Below are 13258 nucleotides of genomic sequence, written 5' to 3'. Positions count from 1 at the left end.
GGCGGTTCCCTTCCAATTTTCATCTTCGTTTCACACCAAAATCCCGTGTATCTGTTAACTGTTGAACTTGTCAGCTTCTTAAAAAGAGCGCAAAGGTACGATAATTGTACGCGGCAGCCTAACTTTTTGCTGATTTTGGCGGCTGAAATAACCAAAAAATAATCCGTATATAAATAATTTCTGCCAGAAACAGTTGTAAATAATACTTATTCCCATGAAATATTTATCTTGCTACTTACAAGCATTTGTTTTATGAATCGGACAATTATCGCCGGTATTGGTAGCTATGTGCCTGATAATGTGGTTACCAACGAAGAGCTGACCCAATTTATGGACACCAGTGATCAATGGATACAGGAGCGTACGGGTATCAAAGAACGGCGGTACGCCCGTCGTTTTGAAGAGACCACTGCAACCATCGGCGCCGCCGCTGCCAGGGTAGCCATGGAGCGTGCCGGTGTTACTGCAGCGGATATTGATTTTGTCATCTTTGCCACCCTTAGCCCCGATTATTTTTTTCCCGGCTGCGGAGTGCTGGTACAGCGCCTGCTGGGCCTGAAGGATGTAGGCGCCCTGGATGTGCGGAACCAGTGCAGTGGCTTTTTATACGGACTAAGCGTTGCCGATCAGTTTATCAAAACCGGTATGTACCGGAACATCCTGCTTATTGGTGCAGAAGTGCACTCTTATGCAATGGATTTCTCCACCCGCGGCCGCAATGTGTCCGTTATTTTTGGTGATGGCGCCGGAGCTGTGATATTGCAGTCCTCGCAGGACAAAGAACGGGGCATCTTAAGCACCCACCTGCACAGTGACGGATCGGAAGCAGAAGTATTGAGCATGCCCAACCCCGGGTTTCACTCCGGTGTACACCGTCCGGAATGGAAGCCCCCGGTGCCGGAACAAAAATATGGCGGCGTATTCATTACCCAGGACCTCCTGGATAAAGAAGATTTCTATCCGTACATGGATGGACAGGCCGTATTTAAGAAAGCCGTGATAAAACTGCCGGAAGTGATCCAGGAAGCACTGGGAGCCAACAATTATACCCCCGCAGATCTGCAGTTGATGATCCCGCACCAGGCCAATCTCCGGATCGCGCAGTTTGTACAGCAAACCCTGAAGCTCAGGGACGACCAGGTGTTCAATAATATACAGAAATACGGTAACACTACCGCAGCCTCCATTCCGCTGGCACTTTGTGAAGCCTGGGAAAACGGCAGGGTAAAAGAAAAGGATCTTGTTTGCCTGGCCGCCTTTGGCAGCGGGTTTACCTGGGGCAGCGCCTTGTTAAAATGGTAGAAAGCAGCCAATGAAAAGAAAAATCAGCTACATCATCAATCCCATATCCGGAACCAAATCAAAGGATGCGGTCTCCAATATTGTAGCAAAAGAAACGCTGAGGGCCGGGATCCCTTTTGCATTTTTCCCCTCTGTTGCCAATGGCGATTATTCGTTTCTGTATGATACAATAACCGGGGAACGGTATACCGATGTAGTGATCATCGGTGGCGACGGAACGGTGAACCAGGTGATCGACAGCCTGAAACACCTGCCGGTGCAATTTGGTATTATCCCTTCCGGTTCGGGGAACGGACTGGCCTTTGGCGCCGGCATTCCAAAAACACCACAGAAGGCATTGGACATCATCTTCAAGAACCACAGCATACCGGTGGATGGATTCCGGGTAAACGGAAAATTTGCCTGTATGCTCTGCGGGCTGGGGTTTGATGCCAAGGTGGCCCACGATTTTGCCAACCAGCCGCAACGGGGGTTAATGACCTATGTAAACCAGGTGTTTAAAAATTTCTTAGGTGCAAAACCCTATTCTTTTAACATAAAACTGGCCGAAAAGCGTTTTGAAACTGAGGCCTATTTTATCAGCATCGCCAACAGCAACCAGTTCGGCAATCATTTTACCATTGCCCCCAAGGCCAGTCTGAATGACGGGTTGCTGGATGTGGTCATTGTTACCGAACAATCAAAAATGGCCATGCTCTATAATACACTGATACAGGTAGGCGGAATGAATAAGGTACAGACCGTGGAAGAAGTGAAAAAAAAGCGCGGCATCATCTATTTTCAAACAGGCACTATCCGCATCAGCAACTGGAGCGAGGCACCCATGCATATCGACGGGGAACCGGTGGCTACCGAAAAAAAATTAACCATCGAAATTGAAAAAAGCAGCTTTAATTTGCTGGTTTAATCATGAAGAAAAACAAACCGGGTATTCCCGGCCTGCAACATACCTATCAGCAGGAATTCCTTGAGGCGGGCTGTGATGAAGCCGGAAGGGGATGTTATGCAGGCCCTGTTTTTGCAGCTGCTGTTATTCTTCCGGACGGTTTTCACCATCCGCTGCTTAACGACAGCAAACTCATACGGCCCGAGATCCGGCAGGAATTAAGAATTTATATCGAACAGCATGCACTGTGCTATGCTGTGGCCCATGTTAGTGTTGAGGAGATCGATACGATCAATATCCTCCAGGCCTCCCAGAAGGCCATGCATCAGGCCCTGGAGCAGCTGCAGCCGCAGGCCGCCTTTATTGCTGTTGACGGCAATTATTTCCGGCCTTACGGACGGCTGTCCCACGCCTGTATTGTTAAAGGTGACAGCAAATATGCCCATATTGCCGCCGCAAGCATCCTTGCCAAAACATACCGGGACGAGTATATGCAACGGATTCATGAGGAATTCCCTCATTACAACTGGAGCTCCAATAAAGGGTATGGTACCCTGGAGCACCGGACGGTTATCAGGGAAAGGGGGCTTTGCATCCACCACCGGAAAAGTTTTAACATTTTACCAGTGGACGACCCGGCCCTGAATGGCACCGATTTTGAATAGTTATAAATTAAAATCCGTAGAGGTATGAAAAAAATGTTCCTGCTGGTAATGATCGCAGTATTTGCCGTCTTTACCTCGTATTCGCAGCCAAGGCCACCGCATCCGCCAAGGCCGCATGCGCCCCATCATTACAAACCCAAAAAGCATGTTCACAAAAAGTACCATAAGAAAAAACATGCACATTACCGCCCGGTGCGCCATCGCCGCCCGCAACATCCGCCCCGGCCGCCGCTGCCTCCAAGGCCGCCGTTGCCGCCGCACCCTTAAAATATACCTATAATCAGGTAGACGGCGGTTACTGAATTCTTAATAATTTTGAATCTTGGGCTCAGTAATCTCTATTAATAAATTAAACAGATATATGAAAAAGTCATTTTTTCTTTTACTGCTCGGGCTGGGGTTGATTACAACTTCCTATGCGCAAAGCGACAAAAAAACGGACGATAAAAAAAAGGAAACAAAGAAGACCGACTCCAAAAAGGAAGACAAGAGCGAGACCGCTGAAGATCGCCACGAACGCCGCAAGGAATTCTGGAAAAAGGTCGGAACCGACCAGCGCGACTTCTGGAAAAACGAGCATGAGCGCCACGTCAAAAACAAGGATGCAAAAGACGGGAAAAGCGACAGCAAAGCGGCCACTTCCGATGATACAAAATCGGATAGTAAAGTAGAACAGGAAGACCGCCGTCCGCCGCATCCGCCCAAGCCGCCGAACCCATTCAAAAAGAAAAAGAAAAAAGACAAGGAAGAACAGAGCGACGAAACCGAAAGTACGGAATCAGGCTCCTGATCTGAAACATAAAATTAATTTTGAAGCACCGGAAATAAACCGGTGCTTTTTATATCTTTAGATCATGAAGCATTTATTAACGGCCCTTGTCCTCGTCACGCTTTGCCAGCAACTCTCAGCCCAATCTGCCCAACAACCCAATATCCTGGTGATCATATCAGATGATCATGCCTACCAGGGTATCAGTGCTTATGGAAGCAGGTTCGCGCAAACCCCGGGCATCGACCGGCTGGCCAAGGAAGGCGCCTTGTTTACCAGCGCCTATGTTACCAATTCACTTTGTGGTCCCAGCAGGGCTACTTTCCTGTCCGGCAAATACAGCCATCTGAACGGCTTTAAAGACAATACACAATCCGATTTCGACTTTAACCAGGACCTGTTTGTAAAACGCCTGCAGGCTGCGGGTTACCAGACCGCCTGGGTGGGGAAAATGCACCTGGGTGACCGCACACCGCAGGGGTTCAATTATTACGAGATCCTTCCCGGCCAGGGACAGTATTATAACCCTGATTTTATTGCCTCCGGAGGAGTCCGCAAACATTATGAGGGTTATGTTACCAATATCATCACCCGACTGTCTGAAAACTGGCTCAACAACCGGGAGCCTGATAAACCTTTTTGTCTTGTGGTAGGACATAAAGCCACGCACCGCACCTGGATGCCCGATCTGCAGGATCTGGGCGCATTTGATGGGCAGCAGTTTCCGCTTCCCTCAGATTTTTATGATACCTATGCCACCCGTAAAGCCGCACAGGTACAGGACATGACGGTGGAAAAGACTATGCGGCTGGCACAGGACCTTAAGATCTTTCCTTCCCGCGAAGCGGAAAACAAAATGCCGGCCATCAACCGGATGACACCGGCGCAGCGCAAGGTATGGGATGCCTATCACGACCGGATCAAACAGGAATTTGAACAACAGCATCTGACCGGAAAGGCACTTACTGAATGGAAATTCCAGCGCTACATGAACGATTACCTGTCCACCGCAAAATCGCTGGACCGTAATATCAGTGCGCTGTTGGACTACCTGGATCAACACGACCTGGCAAAAAATACGATCGTGATCTATATGTCGGACCAGGGTTTTTATATGGGTGAGCATGGCTGGTTCGACAAACGGTTCATGTATGAAGAATCATTCCGCACGCCCATGGTAATGCGCTACCCGGGAGTCATTCAGCCAGGAACAAGGATCACGGATTTTATTATGAACCTGGATCTGGCGCCCACACTGATAGAGGCCGGGAAGGGACAACTGCCAGATTCATTGCAGGGACGCTCTTTTCTTCCACTGCTGAAGCACCAGGCCTATACGCCGCATAAAGCCCTGTATTATCATTATTACGAAAACGGGGAACATTCCGTGTCTCCGCATTTTGGCGTAAAAACCGGCCGCTATAAGCTGATCCGTTTTTATCAGAAGGTGGATGCATGGGAACTGTTCGATCTTGAAAAAGATCCGCAGGAGTTAAAGAATATTTACAGGGACCCGGCTTCCGCCGCCATCGTTACCGATCTAAAAAAACAGCTGGCGCAACTCATCGACCAGTATAAGGACGAAGAAGCCCGTAAAATTTTTAATACCCCTGCGGCAGATTAGAACCGTCACGGATTAAAACAACAGCACGACACGGCCGGCGCAGGTCATTAATTCCTGCGGTCCAGTCCCCAGATCAGTTTGGTCTGCAGTGTTTGTAAAAAATTATTCTCGCTGAGGCGCACCAGCGATATGGTAAAGGATTCCTTTTTTACAGCAAGCGAAACATTCTTTGTTACAATTTCTTTTCGCGAATCCAGCGCGCAGATGATATCATCCGAGCGGCTTTCAATTTCAAATGAAATAATATCTTCATCATTCACCACCAGTGAGCGCATGTTCAGGTGATGCGGTGCCACGGGTGTAATTACAAAATTGCCGGAATCGGGAAAAACAATGGGGCCGCCACAGCTCAATGAATAACCGGTGGAACCGGTAGGAGTGGCCACTACAAGGCCATCCGCCCAGTATACATTCAGAAACTCCCCGTTGATATACGTATGGATCTTCAGCATGGAGGCGGTATCCCTTTTGTGAATTGCAAATTCATTTAGTCCGAACGGTTTATCGCCAAACAGCGGAACATCAGCATCAAGGTGCACCAACGTTCTTTGTTCTGTTACATAGGTTCTCAGGGCCAGTGATTTGATGGCCAGCCGGAGGTTATCGCGGCCGATACTGGACAAAAATCCAAGCCGGCCGAAGTTGATGCCCATGATCGCAATGGGCTTATCCATGATTAAGGCTACTGTATCCAGCAGCGTACCATCACCACCCAGGCTCACAATACACTCCACATCCGCTGAAAGATCAGCGGTTTGCTCAAACACCCGGGTGTCTGCACTCAGCCCCATTGCTGCTTTTATCTCTTCAAAAAAAGGCCGGAACACCGTATACCGGAGCCCATAGGCATCCAGCTCCCGGAAAAATGTTCTTACATCTTCGAGTTGCAGCTGATCGATACCACGACTGTAAACGGCAATTGTCATCTTAAAAAATATCCTTCTTCTGTAAATATATACCGTTTTCGCCTAAATGATTAAAGGAGAACTCTACTTTAAGCGTAAAATCATATCCCGTCAGGATATCAAAACCGATCCCTCCCCCCAGCAGAAATTTATTAGGCAGCCGGTTGGTAGGACCCGGATGCGGGTTATAAACATAACCGGCATTTCCAAATACCTTGCTGTAGATCTTTAACGGAATGGGAATCGGCGAGAACCACTTGGTACGCGGTATCGAGAAGCTGAAATTAGTAAGCCGTGTTGCAAGCGTGGCATTCACAAATCCGCCGGCCACACCATCAATGATGTAGTATTCATATCCCCTGAGGAACATATCACCATACCCAAGCAATTGCTGGTTCATATAGGGTTGCTTAAACGGTGCCTTAACCGTACCGGAAGCGCCGATACTGTAAAACGATTGTTTGCCCAACTGCCAGTATCCGACGCCTTTTGCGGTCAGCTGCCATAGATTCATACTGTTATTAAATCCCTGTTTGGACACCATCACCTCTCCGGCATAGCCTCTTGTGGGGTACGGGTTATAGTCAAGATTCTGATATTTCAGCCGGTAGTATATTTCCCCGAACTTTAACCGGGGGCCGGAGGTTTTCAGATAATCAGGGTTCAATAAAAACACACTGTCGCCATAGCGGAACGACTGGTAACCCACTCCAAAATAATGAGTGGTGTAAAATGCTTTCCGGTAGGATAATTCAAGTTTGGTATTAAAAAAGTTTTTCAGGTAGTCGTCCGTTTTTATAAACTGCTGTTTGTCGTCGATCGTGTTGTACATCACTTCGTGGTTCTTGCCCAATGCCACCTGGAAGTTGATGCCCCATTTCATATTCTTGTCGATATAAGGCCGCTGATAGCCCAGCGACAGCTGTTTGGTATACCCGGTAATAAAATAAAAACGGAGTTTATCATTGTTGCCGGTGATATTATCATACAACAGTTTTACACCATAGTCGATGCGGGATACGCTGGCCCCCTTTTCAAACAACCATTGGTTGAGGTTCCGGTCTACGGGCTTCAGATAAGGGAAAGGCCAGATATACCATCGTTCCTTTACGGATATACGAATATCGATATAAGGGGGATCAAATTGCTCTACAGATAAATTAGCCGTGTGAAACAGGCTCAGGTTCATGAGCTGTGTTTTACCCACATTAAAGAGTGTGGGGATATCCTTTATAAGGATCGAATCACCTTTTTTAAACGGCAGTTCCCGCAATAATATCGCTTCCCTGCTTTTTTTATTTCCGTCAAAGATGATATTACGTATAACGAATGCCTTTTCCAGCGAATGCGGCAGGCTGTCAATTTTCGGATCGTTTTGTGTTACCGGTGATGCCTTGTTGGCATCCTTCATTCCCGCGATCGTGGTATCAATTTGTGCTACTACAGCAGAACAGCACCCTGATAAAATGAGGATAAGAACTACAAAGCTTTTTTTCAGGGTTGAAATTTTCACATTTAAAGATAATTACGGATCGCTGTTATATATTGAGATAATTCATAAGGTTTTCGTAATTTTCTTTAAGCTCGTTTGTGTACAGTTCTTCCCCGAAATAATATTTTACTAAATAATCATACCGCTGGAAACTCGCCACAATATCGGAAACCTCCAGTTTATTAATGCGGATCGTAACTTCAAGCGCATTCCGGTCTCTTATAGCGCGTGTGTTTAACTGGGTGATCTGCGCATCATTTGCTTCTACGATCTTCGTAATCTCTGAAAAGGAGTATTGATTTGAATCAATTTCAAGAACCACCAAGGCGCCCGGCTCCTGAAGCTGCAGGAAATCGGCCACATAGGTGGCAAGCGTAGCCGCCTCGATGGCACCTACAAAGTTGTTTTCCTTGTCTACCACCGGCACTACAGTAAGGTGGTGTGCGCTGGCCAGGGAAAATGCCTTTAAAAAATGTTCATCTTCTTTTACTGAAAAAATGCTCAGTGGCCGCGGGATCTCTGCAAGAGAGAGTTCATCGTCCACATCCAGCAATGTCGTTTCATTGACGATCCCGGCCAGTTTGCCTTCATTGGTAACAGCAAGATCCATCACATGGTGCTCCTGCATCAGGTTCAGCACCTGATAAACCCTATCCGTCAATTTCAATTGCGGCAATGCTTCAAATGATAAATCTTTAACTAACATGATTACTGCTTGTCTTTACAAGTAAGACAGCACTTACAACACTTTTGTTGCAACGGCTCCCTGCCTTTGTAAAAAATTAAGCAAAATTTTATTAAACTCAGCCGGAACTTCCATCATGGGTGCATGACCACATTTATCAATAAAATGAAGTTCACTGTTTGGTAGTAGTTTTTTAAACTCTTCTGCCACAAAGGGCGGAGTAACATTGTCATTCCTGCCCCATATCAAAAGGGCCGGGATCGTGATCCTGCTTAATTCCTCTCCCAGGTTATTACGGATAGCGCTTTTTGCGAGTGCAATGATCTTGATCACTTTTAACCGGTTGTTGGTGATCTCAAACACTTCGTCCACCAGTTCTTCAGTAGCCATTGCAGGATCGTAAAAAGTGAATGCTGTTTTCTTCCGGATGTACTCGCGGTCGCCGCGCTTGGGGTAACTGTCGCCCATACCATTTTCAAACAAACCGGAGCTGCCGGTAAGTATCAACGATCTGACAACAGTTGGTTCGTTTCTCAACAGGTACACCAGTCCTACATGCCCGCCCAGCGAATTGCCCAGCAGATGCACATTATCATAGCCCCTTGTTTCAATAAATTTGTTCACGTACTTGGCCAGTCCGCTTACGCTGGTATTCAACAGATCCATTTCCAGCAGCGGAAGCATTGGTACCACCACCTTTACGTGATTTTTGAAAAAACTGATTAAATCACCAAAATTGCTCAATGCCCCAAACAACCCATGCAACAGCACCAGCGTTTGTCCCTCGCCTTCCTCAATGTACCTGAACTTATCGTGCTGTTTTATTTCGTATTCCATTCCTGATTTAATAGCAATATAGCTGCTAATATATTGATTTTAATAATGAATCAAAATGTTAATTTATATAAAAGTATTAAATTCTATAAAAAAAAGACCGGGAAAACAATAGTTAAATTATTAATTTTTCAATTAAAAAACGCTTCCAGCTGTTCAAACATGTTTTTAAATGCAGGAATCAGCACCCCCGTCGCATCGATTGCCTGCCTTCCCCAATGTTCCGTAAACGAAAAGGTAGCCGATTGTGCAACAGTTGCATCCGGGATCAGATGCAGCTGGTTGCCGTAAAACAGCAGCATCGCATAAACCGAAAGGTAAAGCAGCGTAAACAACAAGATGCCTCCCAGCCGGTTCACCCACCCCAGCATGATCTTTTCAACAGAGAACTGCAGCAGCCGTGCGCCCCATCTTACCAGAAGGGCAACACCCACCAGAACGAGTATAAAAGCAAGGACGGGCAGCCATTTGTCGGAAACCTTCACAATGGTTCCTATTTTACCGGCTACAACAGAGGAAAGCTTGATGGCTGCCGCAAGACCAATAATCACCGCCAGGTAGGAAAAAAGTCCTACTATCAGCCCTTTCCGGTATCCTTTAAAAACAGCGAGACCCAACAGGATAGCAAAAATCAGGTCAATGATCATCCGGTGCGCCTCATTTAGCCAGCAGCTCTTTCACCAGTGCTGCTATTGTTTTTCCTTCGGCCTTACCTGCCAGCTCCTTGGAGGCCAGTCCCATTACCTTTCCCATATCCGCCGGTCCGGAAGCTCCGGTTTGTTCAATAAAGCCGGCAATGATGGGCCTTAGCTCCGCCTCACTGAGTTGAGCAGGAAGATACCGTTCCAGCACTTCAATTTCTTCTTTTTCCTTTTGTGCCAGGTCCGGGCGGTTTTGTTTTTCAAAGATCTCCAGCGAGTCCTTACGCTGTTTTACCAGTTTCTGTACCAGCTTTATTTCATCATAAGCAGACAGCTGGTCTTTGGCGCCTTCGGCTGTTTTGGCCAGCAGAATGGCGGCTTTTATAGCGCGCAAACTGCGCAATGCCACTTCTTCCTTGCCCAGCATTGCTTTTTTTATATCCTCATTAATGGTTTGTTCCAAAGACATAATACATCTTTATTTAGTACGTTAAAAAAGAAGTTCCTGTTTATTGCTGCAGCATTTATCCCGGCATCAGGTGGCCTTTTGCTGCTCCAGCTGCTTCTCCTGGAATTTTTTATAAAACTCCTGGGCAAAATCCTTCATATCCTTTACCTGATCGTGGTATTGTGTGGCACGGCCATAGGCATCCGCCATAGTCATCAGCGACTGGTAAAAGAAATCGGCCATTTCATCCACCATCATGTGCTTTGTCCACAGGTCGATCCGCAGTGCTGCCTTTTCCGCTCCATCCCAAAGGGAAAGCATCACCGCCTTTGCCATCTTTTCCTTTTCGGCGGTGCTGACTGTTGCATTCCAGCTTATTTCCGACGGGATCTTATCCTCGTCCAGCTCCACATTTATTGTAATTGTCGATTTCATGTTTACTAAACTGTTAGAACCGCAAATGTAAGCATTCACCATCAGGCCTGCAACAGGCGTTTCCGGAGCAGCTCCAGTCCTGCTTCCGGGTCGGCAACCACGGTCTGTACAGCCAGCTGTTGCCGCAGGGCCTCATTCTTATACAGCTCCATCATGCATTTTCCCAGCGACGCATCGCTTGCGGCGTCAAATACGGTAATATCCGCTCCGATCCGGTGCTGCAGGGCCTCCGGTGCCAGTACCGGTGTATGGCAAACCAACGCTTCACAGGCAGCGGCGGGGAAACCCGCATCCTGCTGAAGGGTGATGGCAGCATAGGCAGCGCCGAGCACCAGGGCATAGTCACCAGGATTGCTTTCAGTAAAAAACTGCACATCTTCCCGGTACTTATAGGTTCCCAGGATGTCAAAAGCCGTTGCTGCGGCAGTTTTGGGATCATTTCCCCTTTGGGTGATCAGCAGCTTCCAGTTGGACTGCTGCATTTTCTTGAACCGCGAAAAGGCCTTTAACAGCAGCAACAGCCCGTCCTTGGTCCAGCTGGCGTCAGCACACAGAAAAAACTCCCGGCCCTGTGTTACCTGGTCTTTAAATGCCAGCTGCTCCCGGATATCTGCCGGCTTCAAACCCGGCGCCAGCAAGCCTTCCACCACAATGATCCGGGTTACGTCAACGCCTGCATTTTCGACCAGGGCGGTTTTCATTGCACCGGAACTTACCACAATGCCTGCGAGCTGCCGGAGTACCGGGTGCTCCTTTGCCGTGTAAACAGCCTGATCCTTCATCAGCAGGAACTGGGGTACGGATACCGGCAACCGGTCCCTGATATCCAGCAGCAGCAATGCGCTTACCTGCTGCTTTTTCAGGATCGACGGGAGCTTCCACCGTTTTGTCAGCGCCGTATTCAGAAAGCCCGGAAGCTTTTCTTCCAGTACTACCATTTTAACATCCCGTTTAAAGACCGGTGGGGTGCCGGATGCCAGAACAGTGAGGGTATCCGGGGATAAAATATCGATTATCTTATTGATTATTAAGAAACTAAAAGGATCCTCAAAAAGATCTTTTTTAAAATTCCGGCTGTAAATTGCTACTGACACGACGCTACCCTGGGTTAGATGAAAATTATATCCGGTTAAACGGTTTTTATTTATCTTTGTGATTAGCTGCAAAGGTATAACGTATCCAATATTGAACTTACATACATTTGAGCGATCCCAAATATTTTTATGGAATATAATACAACAAGGAATCATCTGATCATACGGGAGTATGGTCGTAATGTGCAGAAGATGGTGGAATATATCCTGACCATTGAAGACCCCGAAAAAAGAAAGAGAAATGCCCACGCAGTGATTGAACTGATGGGTATCCTGAATCCCAATTTAAAAAACGTAGAGGATTATAAGCATAAGCTGTGGGACCACCTGTTCCAGATCTCCGATTTCAACCTGGAAGTGGATGCCCCCTATCCCAAGCCGACCAAGGAGGAATTGAGCGCCAAACCGGCACCCATCCCCTATCCCACAAGAAGCTCCAAACTGGCGCACCTGGGCTCCAACCTGGAGGGCCTGATTGAAAAAGCGCTGGAAGAAACCGATCCTGATAAGAAACAGGGCTTTGCCAACAGCATTGCCTATTATATGAAACTTGCTTACAGCAACTGGCATAAAGAAATCGTACACGACGATGCCATTCAAAGTGAGCTCAGCGACATTACAAACGGGCAGCTGGCCTTTACCAACACTCCAAGTGTAAAAGCCTTCCGCCAGGAAACGCCCCGTGATAAAGGAAATTTCAACAAGCGGAATAAATTTCAGCAACGTAACGGGAACGGGGGAAACAATAACAACAACGGAAACCGCCGTAACGGAAACAACAACGGAGGCGGAGGTAATTTTAAAAAGAAACGTTTTCTTTAATACTGTGTAAAAAAAATTCAAAACCGGGCAAGCCCGGTTTTTTCATTTAACAGAATCTTTTCACCGGCCTTTGTAAAAACAATTATTTTCGCCGCATTATCTTTTAATCAAAAAAGCGAAAATGAGAAAACTACCACTGCTAATGACAATGGCCATCGGAATGGCCTTTACAGGTAATGCCCAACAGGATCTGGCAAAAAACAACATCGACCCTTCCCTGCTGCTAAAAGAAGCCCCCGCCACATTGCTGGGGCAGCAACAATCCACCGCTTTCAGGAGCACTAAAACAGCTGAGGACTGGAAACGGCTAAGAAGGGCCGGGATCGTATTAACCAGTGTGGGTATTGCCAGTGTTGCCGGCGGGATCACCCTTATCGCAGTAGGCGATCACCAGAATGGCAAGGGATACTGGACCACTTATGATGACACGCCTGGTGATGACAAGATCGTGATGGGCGTACTGGGTATCGCCGGAGGTATCACCGCATTGGGTGGAGGCATTACTATGTGGGCCATCGGCAACAACCGCCTGAGAAAGTATACCAACCGTATGTCTTTTGATGTGGGCGGCCGGTCCGCCCGGCTTGCTTACCGGTTCTGATCTGGCTCCTAATGAAAAAGGCTGTATCAAAAGCGGATCTCACATTTCCAAAACT

16 protein-coding genes are annotated in these 13258 nt (G+C 47.3%); 8 read left to right on the top strand and 8 right to left on the bottom strand.

The window, feature by feature from the left end; translation table 11 throughout:
* The first annotated feature begins 252 nt into the window (after nt 1-252).
* The 6 genes from K7B07_RS12800 to K7B07_RS12775 all read left to right on the top strand — a co-directional run bounded on the left by K7B07_RS12800 (nt 253) and on the right by K7B07_RS12775 (nt 5246).
* Nucleotides 253-1302 (top strand): 3-oxoacyl-ACP synthase III family protein, encoded by a 1050-nt coding sequence (locus K7B07_RS12800; protein ID WP_223710175.1) that lies wholly within the window; start codon nt 253-255, stop codon nt 1300-1302.
* Nucleotides 1303-1312: 10 nt separating this feature from the next.
* Nucleotides 1313-2209, top strand: a complete 897-nt coding sequence (locus K7B07_RS12795; protein ID WP_223710173.1) for a diacylglycerol/lipid kinase family protein — start codon at nt 1313-1315, stop codon at nt 2207-2209.
* A gap of 2 nt (nt 2210-2211) precedes the next feature.
* The gene (locus tag K7B07_RS12790) at nt 2212-2853 is read left to right on the top strand and encodes a ribonuclease HII (RefSeq protein ID WP_223710171.1); all 642 of its coding nucleotides are present in this window, start codon (nt 2212-2214) and stop codon (nt 2851-2853) included.
* A gap of 24 nt (nt 2854-2877) precedes the next feature.
* Nucleotides 2878-3120 carry a hypothetical protein gene (locus K7B07_RS12785; RefSeq protein ID WP_223710169.1) on the top strand — a complete coding sequence of 81 codons (243 nt, stop codon included), beginning with the start codon at nt 2878-2880 and terminating at the stop codon, nt 3118-3120.
* A gap of 94 nt (nt 3121-3214) precedes the next feature.
* Nucleotides 3215-3643, top strand: coding sequence for a hypothetical protein (locus K7B07_RS12780; protein ID WP_223710168.1), 429 nt, complete (start codon nt 3215-3217; stop codon nt 3641-3643).
* Nucleotides 3644-3707: 64 nt separating this feature from the next.
* Nucleotides 3708-5246, top strand: a complete 1539-nt coding sequence (locus tag K7B07_RS12775; RefSeq protein ID WP_223710167.1) for a sulfatase family protein — start codon at nt 3708-3710, stop codon at nt 5244-5246.
* 47 nt (nt 5247-5293) lie between these two features.
* Here the strand turns inward: K7B07_RS12775 and K7B07_RS12770 are convergent, their stop codons facing one another.
* The 8 genes from K7B07_RS12770 to K7B07_RS27805 all read right to left on the bottom strand — a co-directional run bounded on the left by K7B07_RS12770 (nt 5294) and on the right by K7B07_RS27805 (nt 11780).
* Nucleotides 5294-6172: an NAD kinase gene (locus tag K7B07_RS12770; RefSeq protein ID WP_223710166.1), complete on the bottom strand. Its 879-nt coding sequence runs from the start codon at nt 6170-6172 to the stop codon at nt 5294-5296.
* A 1-nt stretch (nt 6173) separates the two neighbouring features.
* Nucleotides 6174-7664, bottom strand: a complete 1491-nt coding sequence (locus K7B07_RS12765; protein WP_223710165.1) for a POTRA domain-containing protein — start codon at nt 7662-7664, stop codon at nt 6174-6176.
* Nucleotides 7665-7689: 25 nt separating this feature from the next.
* Nucleotides 7690-8349, bottom strand: a complete 660-nt coding sequence (locus K7B07_RS12760; RefSeq protein ID WP_223710164.1) for a CBS domain-containing protein — start codon at nt 8347-8349, stop codon at nt 7690-7692.
* 33 nt (nt 8350-8382) lie between these two features.
* Complete coding sequence (locus K7B07_RS12755; protein ID WP_223710162.1) at nt 8383-9165, bottom strand: alpha/beta fold hydrolase; 783 nt, start codon at nt 9163-9165, stop codon at nt 8383-8385.
* 128 nt (nt 9166-9293) lie between these two features.
* Nucleotides 9294-9809 carry a CvpA family protein gene (locus tag K7B07_RS12750; RefSeq protein ID WP_223710160.1) on the bottom strand — a complete coding sequence of 172 codons (516 nt, stop codon included), beginning with the start codon at nt 9807-9809 and terminating at the stop codon, nt 9294-9296.
* Nucleotides 9810-9819: 10 nt separating this feature from the next.
* Nucleotides 9820-10272 carry a GatB/YqeY domain-containing protein gene (locus K7B07_RS12745; protein ID WP_223710159.1) on the bottom strand — a complete coding sequence of 151 codons (453 nt, stop codon included), beginning with the start codon at nt 10270-10272 and terminating at the stop codon, nt 9820-9822.
* Between the two features lie 66 nt (nt 10273-10338).
* Nucleotides 10339-10686 carry a gliding motility protein GldC gene (gldC, locus tag K7B07_RS12740; protein ID WP_223710158.1) on the bottom strand — a complete coding sequence of 116 codons (348 nt, stop codon included), beginning with the start codon at nt 10684-10686 and terminating at the stop codon, nt 10339-10341.
* Nucleotides 10687-10727: 41 nt separating this feature from the next.
* Nucleotides 10728-11780, bottom strand: a complete 1053-nt coding sequence (locus K7B07_RS27805) for a glycosyltransferase (protein WP_223710156.1) — start codon at nt 11778-11780, stop codon at nt 10728-10730.
* A 129-nt stretch (nt 11781-11909) separates the two neighbouring features.
* Between K7B07_RS27805 and K7B07_RS12730 the strand changes: the two genes are divergently transcribed.
* On the top strand, nt 11910-12602 hold the full coding sequence (locus K7B07_RS12730; protein WP_223710154.1) for a DUF4290 domain-containing protein: 693 nt from the start codon (nt 11910-11912) through the stop codon (nt 12600-12602).
* Between the two features lie 121 nt (nt 12603-12723).
* Entirely contained in the window at nt 12724-13203 is a 480-nt protein-coding gene (locus K7B07_RS12725) for a hypothetical protein (protein ID WP_223710152.1), read from the top strand.
* Nucleotides 13204-13258 lie beyond the last annotated feature (55 nt).

The sequence above is a fragment of the Niabella beijingensis genome, from assembly GCF_020034665.1.
In the GTDB taxonomy this organism is placed as follows: domain Bacteria; phylum Bacteroidota; class Bacteroidia; order Chitinophagales; family Chitinophagaceae; genus Niabella; species Niabella beijingensis.
The sequence above is the reverse complement of the archived record's forward strand: the minus strand, read 5'-3'. Positions and strand labels throughout refer to the sequence as shown.

Coding starts and splice junctions, on each gene's coding strand:
- gldC (WP_223710158.1), bottom strand. CDS start 10,686: ATGAAATCGACAATTACAATAAATGTGGAGCTGGACGAGGATAAGATC.
- K7B07_RS12730 (WP_223710154.1), top strand. CDS start 11,910: ATGGAATATAATACAACAAGGAATCATCTGATCATACGGGAGTATGGT.
- K7B07_RS12725 (WP_223710152.1), top strand. CDS start 12,724: ATGAGAAAACTACCACTGCTAATGACAATGGCCATCGGAATGGCCTTT.
- K7B07_RS12755 (WP_223710162.1), bottom strand. CDS start 9,165: ATGGAATACGAAATAAAACAGCACGATAAGTTCAGGTACATTGAGGAA.
- K7B07_RS12745 (WP_223710159.1), bottom strand. CDS start 10,272: ATGTCTTTGGAACAAACCATTAATGAGGATATAAAAAAAGCAATGCTG.
- K7B07_RS12785 (WP_223710169.1), top strand. CDS start 2,878: ATGAAAAAAATGTTCCTGCTGGTAATGATCGCAGTATTTGCCGTCTTT.
- K7B07_RS12795 (WP_223710173.1), top strand. CDS start 1,313: ATGAAAAGAAAAATCAGCTACATCATCAATCCCATATCCGGAACCAAA.
- K7B07_RS12780 (WP_223710168.1), top strand. CDS start 3,215: ATGAAAAAGTCATTTTTTCTTTTACTGCTCGGGCTGGGGTTGATTACA.
- K7B07_RS12790 (WP_223710171.1), top strand. CDS start 2,212: ATGAAGAAAAACAAACCGGGTATTCCCGGCCTGCAACATACCTATCAG.
- K7B07_RS12800 (WP_223710175.1), top strand. CDS start 253: ATGAATCGGACAATTATCGCCGGTATTGGTAGCTATGTGCCTGATAAT.
- K7B07_RS12770 (WP_223710166.1), bottom strand. CDS start 6,172: ATGACAATTGCCGTTTACAGTCGTGGTATCGATCAGCTGCAACTCGAA.
- K7B07_RS12775 (WP_223710167.1), top strand. CDS start 3,708: ATGAAGCATTTATTAACGGCCCTTGTCCTCGTCACGCTTTGCCAGCAA.
- K7B07_RS12760 (WP_223710164.1), bottom strand. CDS start 8,349: ATGTTAGTTAAAGATTTATCATTTGAAGCATTGCCGCAATTGAAATTG.
- K7B07_RS12750 (WP_223710160.1), bottom strand. CDS start 9,809: ATGATCATTGACCTGATTTTTGCTATCCTGTTGGGTCTCGCTGTTTTT.